This is a genomic window from Acidisoma sibiricum, from assembly GCF_057837225.1.
In genome coordinates, this window is sequence record NZ_CM174445.1 from 2,846,751 (window position 1) to 2,860,624 (window position 13,874).

At 65.8% G+C, this 13,874-nt stretch carries 10 protein-coding genes and 1 riboswitch; of the genes, 2 read left to right on the forward strand and 8 right to left on the reverse strand.

Features of this window, described 5'->3' with window-relative positions; all coding sequences use genetic code 11:
• Window positions 1-10: 10 nt before the first annotated feature.
• Entirely contained in the window at window positions 11-1,165 is a 1,155-nt protein-coding gene (locus AC3G7M_RS13575) for a hypothetical protein (RefSeq protein WP_489212607.1), read from the reverse strand.
• A 355-nt stretch (window positions 1,166-1,520) separates the two neighbouring features.
• On the opposite strand from AC3G7M_RS13575, the gene AC3G7M_RS13580 reads away from it, so the two are divergent.
• Complete coding sequence (locus tag AC3G7M_RS13580) at window positions 1,521-2,576, forward strand: HoxN/HupN/NixA family nickel/cobalt transporter (RefSeq protein WP_489212608.1); 1,056 nt, start codon at window positions 1,521-1,523, stop codon at window positions 2,574-2,576.
• 12 nt (window positions 2,577-2,588) lie between these two features.
• Here the strand turns inward: AC3G7M_RS13580 and AC3G7M_RS13585 are convergent, their stop codons facing one another.
• The 7 genes from AC3G7M_RS13585 to AC3G7M_RS13615 form a co-directional block, all read right to left on the reverse strand.
• The gene (locus AC3G7M_RS13585; RefSeq protein WP_489212609.1) at window positions 2,589-3,650 is read right to left on the reverse strand and encodes a HoxN/HupN/NixA family nickel/cobalt transporter; all 1,062 of its coding nucleotides are present in this window, start codon (window positions 3,648-3,650) and stop codon (window positions 2,589-2,591) included.
• 99 nt (window positions 3,651-3,749) lie between these two features.
• A riboswitch (cobalamin riboswitch) is annotated at window positions 3,750-3,934 on the reverse strand.
• A 79-nt stretch (window positions 3,935-4,013) separates the two neighbouring features.
• Window positions 4,014-4,757: a PIG-L deacetylase family protein gene (locus tag AC3G7M_RS13590; RefSeq protein WP_489212610.1), complete on the reverse strand. Its 744-nt coding sequence runs from the start codon at window positions 4,755-4,757 to the stop codon at window positions 4,014-4,016.
• Between the two features lie 176 nt (window positions 4,758-4,933).
• Window positions 4,934-5,743 (reverse strand): S49 family peptidase, encoded by an 810-nt coding sequence (locus AC3G7M_RS13595; protein ID WP_489212611.1) that lies wholly within the window; start codon window positions 5,741-5,743, stop codon window positions 4,934-4,936.
• 3 nt (window positions 5,744-5,746) lie between these two features.
• A complete protein-coding gene (locus AC3G7M_RS13600) occupies window positions 5,747-8,395 on the reverse strand; it encodes a mechanosensitive ion channel family protein (RefSeq protein WP_489212613.1) in 2,649 nt (882 codons plus the stop codon).
• 105 nt (window positions 8,396-8,500) lie between these two features.
• Entirely contained in the window at window positions 8,501-9,340 is an 840-nt protein-coding gene (locus AC3G7M_RS13605; RefSeq protein WP_489212615.1) for a PhzF family phenazine biosynthesis protein, read from the reverse strand.
• A gap of 12 nt (window positions 9,341-9,352) precedes the next feature.
• A complete protein-coding gene (locus AC3G7M_RS13610; RefSeq protein WP_489212617.1) occupies window positions 9,353-10,954 on the reverse strand; it encodes a gamma-glutamyltransferase family protein in 1,602 nt (533 codons plus the stop codon).
• A gap of 23 nt (window positions 10,955-10,977) precedes the next feature.
• A complete protein-coding gene (locus AC3G7M_RS13615) occupies window positions 10,978-11,661 on the reverse strand; it encodes a glutathione S-transferase family protein (protein ID WP_489212618.1) in 684 nt (227 codons plus the stop codon).
• Window positions 11,662-11,807: 146 nt separating this feature from the next.
• Here AC3G7M_RS13615 and AC3G7M_RS13620 point away from each other — a divergent pair, with 146 nt between their 5' ends.
• Window positions 11,808-13,832, forward strand: coding sequence for an AsmA family protein (locus AC3G7M_RS13620; protein ID WP_489212619.1), 2,025 nt, complete (start codon window positions 11,808-11,810; stop codon window positions 13,830-13,832).
• Window positions 13,833-13,874 lie beyond the last annotated feature (42 nt).

Below are 13,874 nucleotides of genomic sequence, written 5' to 3' on the forward strand. Positions count from 1 at the left end.
GGGCTCGGGGCTAATGCTGCCAGGGATTGCCGCCACCATGGCCGCCCCATCCGGGGCGGCCTCCGCCGGGCGGCCCACCCCAGCCAGGACGTCCCCATCCAGGGCGGCCCCCACCGGGCGGCCCACCCCAGCCGGGGCGGCCCCATCCTCGATAGACAGGCGGCGGACCCCAGCCGCCGCGATGCACCGCGCGATAGCCATAGGGGACCCCATCATAGCCGCGCGGAGGATGGATGACGGCCAAGCCGACCCCTGCAGCCACCAGGCCGCCGGCGACATAGCCGCCGGTCCTATAGGCATACGACCGCCAGGCGGGCTCCGGCGTCACGAAGGCGAGCGCGGGCGGGCACAGTGCCAGCGCATAGGCCGGCGGCGCGAAGATGACGGGCGGCGGGGCAGCCGCCACCACAACCGGGGGTGGCGGCAGCACCACGATGGGCGGCGGGGCGGCGGCCATCAGCAGGGCCGAGGCCGGTGGCGGAGACACCACCGGGGCCGGCGGCAGCGGCGGCAGGGACGCGGCCACGACAGGCGCCGGGGCCAGGATGACCGGCGGCGGCGCGATGGCCGGCAGGCCGAGCACGACCGGCGGAGGCGCCGCATAGATGGGCGGCGCGGCGAGGATGACCGGTGGCGCCACCACCAGCCCGGCCGCCACGCCCAGTATCATGCTGTCCCAGGCCCAGTTCCGCGCGCCCCAGGCATAGGGTGGCGCGACGCCCCAGGCATTGTGCCAGTCCCAGCCATGCCAGCCGGCATGGCCCGGCCCCCAGGCCGTGACATAGGCGGGGACACGATCGCCGCCCACAAAACCGCGCGGCACGTCGCCATAGGGCGCATATAAATACGGGGCATATCCATGCCGGGCATCTCCATGCGGGGCATATCCATGGGCGAAATAGGCCGGGCGGCCCCATCCGCGCCCGCCCTCGGGACGTCCCCAGCCGCCACCACCCTGCGGAGGCGCCCAGCCAGGGCCGCCCCAGCCGCCACCACCCTGCGGGCGGCCCCAACCGGGGCCGCCACCGCCATGGCCTTGCCAATAGCCCTGAGCGGAGGCCGGCTGCGCCGCAATCATGGCCCCGAAGCCGGCGATGATGGCCGCTTTGGCCCATGCCGCGGGCAGAGGCCCTGCACGCCCTGCTGCTTTTTGAAGAACTGACATCAATGCCTCGTATGCAATCTCATTGGTGCCTGATGTCCTGACGGACGCGGGCAAGATTGCGGCAGACATGTGTACGGCCTGCAACGTTACGAACTTGTGATTGCAGCATCTGCCAGACGCGCCTTCACGGCAGATTGGTTGTCACGGCAACCAATCTAGGCAAACGCCATCCGGCAACACCTGCGTTATGTCGCCCGCGCTGCCGGCGTCACGCCATGACTGGCTCGGCCCATGGCCTAGCGATCCGCTCCACCGCCCGCGGGACGGCACCGGTCGCGCTGGACGTCACGGAAATTCTACGGCTAGTATGACGCAGGCGCATGGTGCCGTCCGACCTCTAACGCCCAGGCCCCGTATGGCAAAAAGCCTGTTCCAGATCATCGGCCGGTCCGGCCCCATGCGCGGACGTATCACCGCGCTGTTCGCGGTCATCATCGCGGCCAATCTGGGCGCCTGGGCCTGGGCGCTGGCCGCCTTCCGCGACCATCCGGTCCTGCTCGGCACCGCCCTTCTCGCCTATAGTTTCGGCCTGCGCCACGCGGTTGACGCCGATCATATCGCGGCCATCGACAATGTGACGCGGCGGATGATGCAGGACGGACGCCGCCCGGTGACGCTTGGCTTCTTCTTCTCCCTCGGCCATTCCACCGTGGTCGTACTCGCCTCTATCGCCATCGCCGCGACGGCGCTCGCCTTCAAAAGCCAGATGGCCGCCTGGCACTTGCTGGGCGGCATCATCGGGACGCTGGTCTCGTCCGGCTTCCTGTTCGCGATCGCGGGGATGAACCTCGCCGTGCTGGCCGGGCTCTATCGCAGCTTTCGCAGCGTGAAGGCCGGGGCGCCCTATCGCGCCGACGCGGTCGATCACCTGCTGCACGGCGGCGGACTGCTGGCGCGGCTATTCCGGCCGCTGTTCGCCATGATCAGCCGGCCCTGGCAGATGTATCCGCTGGGTCTTTTATTCGGCCTGGGTTTTGATACGGCAACGGAGGTTGGGCTGCTGGGCATTTCCGCCGCCCAGGCGGCGCATGGCATGCCGATCTGGTCCATCCTGGTCTTCCCGGCGCTCTTCACGGCCGGCATGGCGCTGATCGACACCGCCGACAGCATCCTGATGCTGGGCGCCTATGGCTGGGCCTTCATCAAGCCGGTGCGGAAGCTCTATTACAATATGGTCGTGACGCTGGTGTCGGTTCTGGTCGCCGTCATTGTCGGCGGGATCGAGGCGCTGGGCCTCGCCGCCGATCAGTTCAATCTGACCGGTCCGGTCTGGGACCTGATCGGCGCGTTGAACGATCATTTCGGCACGATCGGCTATGTCATCATCGGCGTGTTCGCGCTGAGCTGGCTGGTCTCCGCCCTGCACTACCGCGTCCAGGGCTATGACCGGCTGGACGCGGAGCCAGGCTGACGCGGTTTTGCGTCAGACGCGGGGGTCGACCTCGATCTCATCGAAGCGGGCAAGCCGGTAGATGAGGAAGGAAATCATCCAGGCCGCGATGAAGATGCCTATGATAATGAAACCCAGATTGTTGAAATTGTCGTTCAGCGTGCCGATGACGTTCCAGAACGGTCCAGCACATCCGAGCTGGTCGCCGATCAGCCCCAGCGCCTCGATCCCGCCGATGACGAGTGCCACGACGACCGAGACCAGGGTGATGGTGAGGTTGTAATAGAGTTTGCGAATGGGCTTGATGAAGGCCCATTCATAAGCGCCCAGCATCAGAATGCCGTCGGTGGTATCGACCAGCGACATGCCCGCCGCGAACAGCGCCGGAAAGACCAGGATGGACCAGATCGGCACGCCGTGCGCGGCCTGCGTCGCCGAAATGCCGAGCAGGCTGACCTCCGTTGCAGTATCAAAACCCAGGCCGAACAGAAAGCCCAGCGGCAGCATCCACACAGGATTGGAGACGAGACGGAACAGCGGCCGGAACAGCCGCGCCATGAAGCCGCGACTGTTAAGCAGCAGATCCAGATCCTCGGGCACGAAACGCTGCCCCCGCCGCACGCGGTTGAAGCTCAGCCAGACGCCGCGCAGGATGACGATATTCATCGCGGCAATCAGGAACAGGAACAGGGCCGAGACGGAGGTCGATATGACGCCGCCCAGCGCCCGCCAGGATTCAAAGCGGGTTTCGAGCGCTGCGGCGGTGGCCGCAACCGCGACGGCCACCAGCACGACGACCGCCGAATGGCCGAGGGCGAAGAAAAAGCCAACCGTGACCGGCCGGCGGCCGTCCTGCATCAGCTTGCGCGTTACATTGTCGATCGCCGCTATATGATCGGCATCAACCGCATGGCGCAGGCCGAAACCCCAGGCAAGCAGGCCGGTCCCCAGCATCAGCGGTGCGGCGCGAAAGGCCACAAAAGCCCAGAGCCAGGCGCCAAGATTGAACAGCAGCAGGACGATATAGATGGCGGTGACGCGGCGTTTCAGGCCGCGCCCGCCGGGGTCAGACCCCAGACGGTTAACAACAGACATTGGCAGTCCCCTCAAGGCGGACTGTCTTCGCGATCGAGAATCGGTGAGAGACCTCACACGGCTCCTCTGCACCTCAGGGCGCCCCGCCCATGGTGACCACGCAGACCGATAGCGATGGCAGGTCTCCTGGCTTGCGGTTCAACACCGGCTGCCGGCCTTCCCAGTTTCCCAGTGGCCATGCATGGCAGCCGATTAGCCGCTTACAGTTGCGGGGGCAGCCGCGGCCTTGAACCGCGTTCCCTTTCAATCCCTGTCGCCAGGGAACCATCGCGTAAAAGCCTAGCGGCGCCGATAGGCAGGGTCAATTGCGTACCGGGCACAGCGCCTTAAAAGGATTAAAGTCCTAGGATTTTTTTCAGGGCCTTACGCGCCGAGCGAGATAAGAAACGTCTCCACCGGCCGGCGCATCGTCGCCAGGATCAGGTCCATAACCTCCCCCCGATGGCCCTGGCAGTCCTGGATCAGGTCGCCGTACTGGGTCGCATGGGTCATGATCGCCTTCTGCTTCAGATCGATCTGACCGCTGATATCCAGCCGATAGCCCTGGGTTTCGGCCTCATCCACCTGGGCGTCATCGGGCAGCGCCCAGCCGCTGATCGGGTAGCTGAGCAGCGGCAGCTCTCCCCGAACGGCGACATGCTCGGCGAGCGTCGCGGCGGCCAGATGGTCTGGATGCGGGTCATGCTTCCAGGTGGAGATGACGAGGTTGCAGCCTTGATTCTCGCAGATGCCGGCGATGCGCCGGGCGGCGAATTGAAAGGCCGGACCCACGCTTGGCATCTCATGGTCAGCGTGGCCGAGAAACCAAGTATAGCCATGCGGCAGGCCCAGAATATGCAAAGCGTCGCGCGCTTCGTCCTCGCGCATTTGGCGCAGCTTTTCGGGCGGATGCGTGCGGGAATTGGGATGCGACAGGCAGCCATCCGTCAGAATAACGACATGCGGCGGCGTGCCGGCCGCGCAAAGCTGGGCGATGAGGCCGCCGCAGCCCATACTCTCGTCATCGGGATGGGGCGCGATGATCACCGGCACCCGGCCACCCAGCATCCCATCCATGGTCACCAGGGGCAGTTCGTTCCAGGCAGTTCGCAGGGCGTCCATACGCATCGTTCACCGTCTCCCAACCCCGCGCCAACGTCACCAGCCGGCGCTTGAGGGCACAAGCCTAGCACGCGATCAGCGGCAGCGTCATGAAGGCTTGGTTCCAATGACACGCAGCTGGCGCAGAGCAAAGGCAGGCGAGACTAGACTCAGATCAATGCGGCCTGGCACCTTTTTGTTGCTTACGGTTTGCGAAACTCGGCCCGCGCCTGCCAGAACTCGGCCATTTCGGCGGCGGCGGCTTCGGCGCCACGGCCCAGCAGGCGCATGACGAGACCTGACTTGCGCTTGGGCCGCAGCCAGGCGGCCCGCACCTTGGTGCCGCCAATCTCCCGCAGCAGCCCGTCGACATCGCCCAGCGCGTCGATCAGCCCGACTTCCAACGCCCGCGCGCCGATCATATAGCTGCCATCGAACAGCTCTTCCTCCGGCCGGGTGAGTTTGCCCGCGCGCCGGCTGCGCACCCAGGCCTTGAAATGGCCATGCAGGTCGGTCAGCAGCGCCTGGGTGAAGGCCACGTCCTCAGGCTTTTCCGGGCTGAAGGGATCGTTGCGCGACTTGTTCTGTCCGGCGGTATAGACGCGGCGGTCAATATCCAGCCGCTCCAGCAGGCGCGGCACGCCGAAGCCGCCGCCGATGACGCCGATGGAGCCTACGATGCTCATCGGGTTGGCCCTGATCTCATCGGCGGCACAGGCGATCCAATAGCCGCCCGAGGCGCCGACATCACTGATCACGGCAATCACGCGGACTCCGGTCTCCTCCGCCCGCCTGCGGATGAACTGACCGATGAGGTCCGACTGCACCGGTGAGCCGCCCGGGCTTTCGATCGCCAGGATCAGCCGCTTATGCGGACCCGCCTTGGCGATCGCGAAGCCGCGCTCCAGCAAAGGTCCGGCCCCCTGGAGATTGAGGGCGCCACTCCGGCTGGTGATGATGCCCTTCAGCTCGACCACGGGCACGGGCTTGGCGCGCCAAAACAGCAGACCCATGCTCTATTGCTCCTGTGCCGAGGCTGACGGGGATAAGGCAGAGGACGGCGCCGGCGGCGCACGCTCGGGCAATTCCACGCGAACATCAAGCGGATGCTGGAAGGCCGTGACGTTCGCCGGCGGCATGATGCGAATGCCCGCCTCCTGGAAGGCAAGCTTGATGCGCCGGTTGAGTTCGCGCTGCACGGCCCAGCGCGCCTTGTCGGTGCAGACCACCTGGCCCGCGAGCGTCGCGACGGTGCCGTCGATCTTGTCCACGCCCCAATATTGCAGGTCGCTGAGCATGCCGCTGGAGAAGGCTTCTTCCTGCCGCAGATCAAGCACGATCTGCTTCAGCAGCTCGGCGGCCTTATCCGTATCGTCCTCATAGGAGATGGTCACCGTGACGGCCGCATTGCCCAGACCACGATTGCTGTTGGTGACCGTCGTGACGGAGCTGAAAGGGATGATATGGACCGAACCGTCACCGGCACGCAGCCGCAAGGTGCGGATGGACAGGTTTTCGACCGTGCCGGACAGTCCGCCCGCCGTCACCGTATCCCCAACCTGCATCGCATTCTCCAGCAGCAGGAAGATTCCATTGATGAAATCCTGCACGAGCTTCTGCGAGCCGAAACCGAGCGCCACGCCGAGGATGCTGGCGCCCGCCAGAAGGGGGCCGATATTGACGCCGATTTCGCTCAGCACCGTCAGCACGAAAATCGCAAGAAGGGCGATTAGAACCGTATTGCGCAGGATCGGCACCACCGTCTTGACCCGTGCCGCGCGGACGTACGATCCCTGCTGGGACAGTTCATCCATATAGATCTGCATGACGAAGTTCAGCGTCTCCCAGATGATGATCGCGACCACCAGCGTGATCGCGATGGTGCCGAGCGAACTGAACAGACGATTGCCAAGATCGCCGACGCGCAGCCATTGGACGATGTTCACGCCCCAGAACTGCATGACGAAAAAGATCAGAGCCAGGGTGGTGACAGCATTGATCAGCAGCCGCAGCGGCCAATGGTAGCGCGACGCCCGCTGCGCGATCAGGGCGCGGCGCGGATCATTGAGGTCGCTGCTGAACGCAAAGCCACGCTCCAGCACGCCGAGCAGCACGATATGGACGACGCGAAACAGGACCAGGATGCCGAGGGTGCCCAAAATCAGGCGCATCGGGTGCTGGACGTGGTTCGTGACCTCGGTCGCGAAGACGACCCAGACGAGCATGATCAAAATAATCGCCTGCCAGTGCCAGACTTTGGCGAGACGGGTTTTCATATCGTGCCACAAGGAGGGCTTCTCGCCCGGCGCACCGCGCAGCCAGCTTTCCATCTCCCGCCGCCGCCGCAGCACCATGACGACCAGCATGAGATGGACGATCAGCGCAAAAACCCGGCCGATACTGTGCAGGACGGGCAGACCCATGCCCGATAGGCCGCCAATTTGCACGAGCACAAACCCCAGCACGATGACAAGGGCGATGCGTCGGCACCACAAGGCGAGAAAGGCTGCGGACTCATCTGAAATATGCATCAGCCGCAGCTTGGCACTGGGCGCACAGAACGTGCCCCGGGCGGCGACCAAAAGCAGGCGGCACAGCACATAGGCATTGACCACGGCCGCGATCATCAGTCGCATCAGGAAGTCATTGACGATGGGCGAGGCGACCAAAAACGTAGCGACGGCCAGGAAGGCGAGCGGCGGCAGCGCATCGACGGCCATGGCGGCCAGGATAAAGGGCAAACGCCGTAACAGCGGCCAGCCGCTGCGCAGCGGCCGAAGGCGGGTAAAGCCGGGACGGCCGGGCCGCCGGCGACCGCCTGTAGCGGGATCGGCACCCGTCAGGGCGAGGTCGGTACCCGCATGATCCAGCGGTTCCGGCGTGGACGGCCGCGCCTGCTGCGACGGGGCGACCGCGGCTTCGCTTTCAGCTTCCGTGCCGTCGGACCCTTCGGGCAAGCCAGGATCTTCGTGCAAAACGACGCCCGATGTGCCATCGGCTTCGAGCGTGCCCTGGACCTCGGCCGTGCGGGAGTCACGACCCAATCGCTGATAGATCCGCTGCGAAAAGTGCCAGACCGCGTATTCGCAGGCAAAGGCAATCAGCAGGATGAGGGCCAGGCGCCAGATAGCGGACAAGATGAGGGACAAAATGAACGGGTCCCGCACGGTCTCGGCCAGCCATGCCGCGACGGCATGGTATTGGGTCAGTGCCGTGAAGGTGACCACGACAGAGGTGTCGAGCGTGCCCAGCAGACTATCGGCCTGGGTGATGAGGTCGGCTCCCAGGCTATTGGGCTGCAGGGCCACCGCGGATTTCGCCGGCGTGGCGGCGGCCGGCTTGCCTGTGGCCGCCGGAGCGGCAGCGGTCGCCGTGCCTGAGGCGGCTGGCGCAGCCGCAGCCGGTTCGGCCGCCGTGGCGGTCGCCGGCAGCACCTTCTCCAGGCTCTGCAGCGTCTTGATCAGCTGCGTCCGCTGCTGCGGGCTTTGCAGCACGGAGAGCAGCTGGCGCGCATCGGCCGCACTCAGGCCGGCGGGGGGCTGGACGGCAGCGGGTGCCGTGGCGGCCGGTGCCGCGGCAGTCTGGGCGCCAGCGGGCCGGAAGGGCACCGCCGCTGTCAGAAGGATGAAGGCGGCAAACAGAAAGGTCACTGGAGCTAGTCGCATGAGACATCCCGGATCACGGGCACGGGGCCTCTGTCAACGCCCGCTGCCATGACGCCCGCGCGAGCGGGGGGCGGCAAAGACCGCTTTCTGGTGCTCCAGCCCGTCTCAGGCCACGATCAGGCGCGCCTGGCCAGAGACACGAATGCTCGACCCGCGTTCGTCTGGAATTTCCGCCACAAGACGGCAGGGAACGCCCATATCATCGCCCTGGGCGATCATAATCCGCCCGCCATGCGGCCAGGCAAGATCGCGCAGGTACCCTGCGAGAGCCGCCGCCGCCGCCCCCGTCGCCGGGTCCTCATAGACACCGCCGATCGGAAACGGGTTACGCACATGGAAGCGCTGCTGGTCTTCGGCATGAACAAGGCTGAAGGTGCCGATCCCCTCCCGTCGGGCCAGGGCGCGCCCAGAGTCAAAATCGTAGCGCATGGCTGCCAATTGCCCGCGGGTGCGGAGCGCGAGGACGAGATGGTCGGCCCCGGCATGCGCCATGGCGGGGGGCATGCGCGGGTCCAAATCGGTCAGGCCCAGGCCGAACAGGGACAAAGCTTCGGCCACCAGCGGCTCATCCGCCGGACGACTGCGCGTCGGCGGTGATTGCAGCGCGGCCGCAGGCGCGGCTGGCGTTCCGAGCGCTTCGACGGTGATTCTGGCCTGGTTCAGATACAGTGAGAAAATGCCCAGCCCGTGCTGGGCGCCGAGCGCGATACCGAGGGCGATCGTTGCGTGACCGCAAAACGCGACCTCCGCGGCGGGAGAAAAATAGCGCGTCCGCCAGCCCCCGCTCTCTGGGGCGGCGAACACGGTCTCCGAATAGCCCAGCTCGGCCGCAAACGCCTGCATGTCGGCGGCACCAGGCAATGCCTCACACAGAACGACGCCAGCCGGATTGCCCCCGCTGGCGCCGTCCGAAAATGCGGCTATCCGCTGCAGTGGCAAAGCCATGCCCCCCGCCCCTTAATAGCCGAGCGACAGACCGTCCTTGCGCGGCTCGGAACCGCCGTATAGCGCGCCCTTTTCCCAATCCAGCCAGATCGCCTGAGCGCCGCCGATGGGGTCATCCGTGGTCACGACCTTGTGGCCGAGGGCCGCGAGACCGTCGCGGGCGAAGGTCGGCAGCGGCCCTTCGGCCTCGACATAGTCGCGCCCGGGCACCGGGAAGAGCCGCGGCAGGGCCATGGCACTCTGCAGGTCCATGCCGAAATCGACCACTTTGGAGACGAGATGCGCCTGGCCCATGGCCTGGAAATGCCCGCCCATTACACCGAAGGACATCTGCACGCGGTCTTCCTCGGTCATCATGGCGGGGATGATCGTATGCATCGGCTGGCGCCGGGGGCCGAGCGTATTGGCGTGTCCCTCCGCCAGCGTGAAGCACATGCCGCGGTTATGCAGCAGGACGCCGCTGTCGGGTGCGAGGATGCCGCTGCCGAAGGCCTCGAACACCGAGTTGATGAAGCTCACCACATTGCGGTCGCGATCGACGACGGTGAGATAGACGGTGTCCTTATGCTCGGGTCCGGCGAAGGACGGCAGGTCGGCCATGGCCCGCTCCGGGTTGATGCGCGCGGCGAGCCCCGCGGCGAAATCCGGCGACAGGATGTGCCGCCCTGTCGCGGGCGAGCCCTCGGCCAGGATGGCGCCGCGCACGGCATAGGCCAGGCGCGCGGCCTCGATCTCGATATGCAGCCGCGCCGGGTCCAGCGGGTCACCATGGCCCGGGAAGTGCGAGAGGATGTTGAGCATCAGCAGGGCGATGATCCCCTGCCCCGGCGGCGGACATTCATGGACCTTGTACTGGCGGAACGGGGTCGCGATCGGCGTCACGAAGCGGCCCTCGCGGGCCGCGAAATCGGCCTCGGTATGAAAGCCGCCCTCGGCGCGCAGGACAGCGACCATCTCGGCCGCGATCGGGCCTTCATAGAAGGCTGCAGCGCCACCGGCCGCGATCGCCCGCAGCGTGCGGCCGAGGGCCGGCAGTTTGAGCTGTTCGCCAGCGGCTGGCGTGCGCCCGTCGATGAGATAGGCGGCGGCCGTGGCCGGCCGGCTGGCGAGCAGCGGCTGCGTCTCCGCCCAGTCATAAGCGACGCGCGGCGTGACCGCGAAACCCTGCTCGGCATAAGCGATGGCCGGCTCGAAAATGCGGCCGAGCGGCAGCGAGCCATGGGCGGCGGCGAGCTTGCACCAGGCATCGATCGCCCCCGGCACCGTGACCGCATGGGGTGAATTGTCCGGGATGGCGGTCAGGCCCTGGGCGCGAAGGGCTGCTGCCGAAATGCCGGCGGGCGACCGCCCGGCGCCATTGAAGGCCTGGATGCTGGCGCGGCCGCGGGGGGCATAAAGCATGAAGCAATCGCCGCCGATGCCGGTCATCGCCGGTTCCACCACCGCCTGCACCGCAGCGGCGGCAAGCGCCGCATCCATCGCGTTGCCGCCTTCCCGCAATATATCAAGTGCGGCCAGCGTCGCCGCCGGGTGGGAGGTCGCCGCCATGCCGCCGACACCCACCGCGACCGAGCGGCCGGGCTGCTGGAAGTCGCGGCCTATTCCATGTCTCATCGGATCTCTCTCGGCTTGCCGGGTCAGGCTTCAGTTTTGATATGACGGAAGAGGTTGCGGCGCGCCTCCTCATCCGTCTCGGTCTTGAAGGCGTGGCGATCCTTCAGCGCCAGGGCACGCTGCACGGCAGGCCGCTCGGCCATTGCGTCCATGAAGCGCTTTAGATTAGGAAGAGATTCCCAAGCAGTCTCGCCGATGACGAAGGGCACCATGCGCGCCCAGCCCCACAGCGCCATATCGACGATGGTATAGGTCTCACCCAGCATGAAGGGCCGGTCGGCCAGCCGGGCATCGATGATGCCGTAGTGCCGCTTGGCCTCGAACAGATAGCGCTCGACAGGATAGTCCTTCGGCTCAGGCGCAAAATGGCGGAAATGGACGGACTGGCCGGAATAGGGTCCGACGCCAGTCGCGACGAACATCAGCCAGGAGAGCAGCTCCGCCCGCCCGCGGGGGCCGGGCTCGGGCAGGAATGAACCGGTCTTTTCCGCGAGGTAGAGAAGAATGGCGTTGCTGTCGAAGACAGTGATGCCGTCATCCTGAATGGTCGGCACCTTGGCATTCGGGTTCAGCGCTGCATAGGCCGGCTGGTGCTGGTCGCCGCGGCGGGTATCGACCGGGATGGCCTCGTAGGGCAGCCCGGATTCCTCCAGGAACAGCGCCACTTTCATCGGGTTGGGGGCGAGGTTGTAGTAGAAGGTTATCATTGTCGCTGGCTGCTCCGTCTGCCTCTGGCCGGCCGATTGTGACCACCCATCCAACAAATCCTACCCCGCGCACCGCATCGGCAGAAGAGCCGATGACATTTCGCCGCGGACTCCCATTTGTTGCACATACGGGGGACAAACTGCGCATGACACGCCGTGGCGGCACCAAACTCGGCCTGTTTCTAGGTCTTCCCATTCTCATCATAGTGCTGGTGATCCTGTTCTGGCGGTGGGATTGGTTCATTCCCATCGTCGAATCCCAGGCCTCTGTCCAAATCGGGCGGCCTGTGACGATCGCACACCTGCATGTGAAGCTTGGCCGCACCACGCGCATCGTCGCCGACGACGTGGTGGTCGCCAATCCGAAGGACTTCCCAAGCGACGTGCCGCCACTGGCGCGGATCGCCCATCTGGGCATCGATGTCGATGTGATGGCCTATATCCGCCACCGCATCATCTCGGTGCCGCTGATCGACGTGAACGGGCCGCAGATGGAAATCCGCGGTCTGGCCAATGGCGAGACCAACTATACGCTCGCGCTTAAGGCATCAGCGCCGGTCAAGCCCGGAGAGACGCCAAGCCCCGCCCCCAAGCTTGGCGACCTGACGATCGAGAATGGCCAGTTGCATGCGCAGATCGCGAAAATGCGGGCCGACTTCACCGCCCAGGTTGAGACGAAGGCGGCTGCAGGCGTCGTGGCGGCCCAAGGCCAGAAGAGCGAAATAGCGGCCGAGGCCAAAGGCACCTATGCCGGCCAGCCGGTAACGGGGACGCTCGCCGCCGGCGCCATTCTGACGGTCACGGACAAGACCAAGCCCTTCCCGATCGACCTGCGTCTCGCCAATGGGCAGACGCATGTCTCGCTCGCCGGCACGGTGCAGGACCCGCTCGCTTTCGCGGGCACCGATCTGAATCTGGTGCTGTCAGGCGCGAATATGGCGGATCTCTATCACCTTACCGCCATCCCGATTCCCGATACCCCACCCTATAAGATCAGCGGCAAGCTCAATTACGAGCGTGCCACCCAGCGTATTCGCTTCGACGATTTCCGCGGCATCGTCGGCAAGACCGACCTGGCAGGCACCATCACCGAGCAGCCCCAGGGCAAGAAGCCTGACGTGACGATGGCGCTCACCTCCCGCAATGTCGATCTCGCCGATCTCGGCGGCTTCCTCGGCACCAAGCCGGGCGACACGACGAAGAAAGCGCCGGCTGCGACTGCCCCCGCCAGCAGCAAACTGCTGCCGACGACGCCGATCAACCTGCCCAAGCTCAATGCCGCCAACATCCACCTGACCTATACCGGCCATCATATCGAAGGCCGCAACATCCCGCTCGACAGCCTGATCGTGACCATGGACGTGGTCGATGGCACCATCACGCTGCACCCGATCATCTTCACGGTCGGCAAGGGCCGCGTGCGCGGGGAGGTTTCGATCGCGCCTGCCTCCGATAGCCGGGTGGCCCTGAAGGCGGATGTGCATTTCGAGAATGTCGATGTCTCGCGCATCATGGCCGCGACTCATGCCTTCAAGGGGGCCGGCGCGATCAGCGGCCGCGCCACCATCGACGGCACCGGCAATTCCGTCTCCACCCTCCTCGGCGACGGCAATGGCGGCCTTGCGCTCTATATGTCGGGTGGCAGCCTCAGCGCGCTGCTGATCGATCTCTCCGGCCTCGAATTCGGCAAGGCGCTGCTCTCGGCGCTCGGCGTGCCGAACCAGACCAATGTCGACTGCCTGATCACCGACTTCGCGCTCAACCACGGGCTTGTCACCACAAAGGCGCTGCTGGTGGATACGGGCGAAGCGCTGATCGGCGGCACTGGCACCGCCAATCTGAATACCGAAGCGCTCAAGTTCGAGATCGCGACACGGTCGAAGAATTTCAGCGTCGGCAACCTGCCGACGCCGATCGAAATCGGTGGCACGATGCGCAAGCCGTCGATCGGCGTGGCCATCGCCCCGCTCGTCGCCCGTGGCGGCATCGCGGCCGCCCTTGGCTTCCTGGCGGCGCCGCTGGCCATCCTGCCGACGATCGATTTCGGCGTCAGCGATCCGCATAAATGCGGAGAGATGGTGGCCAATGTGAAATCCCAGGTCCGCACCGGCAAACCGGGTCAAGCGGTGCCGGGTGCCAGGATCAAAGGCCTGCCCACGGGCAAGAAGTAAGCCGGCGATGGAGATGACACGACGGGAAGACTTGACGGACGC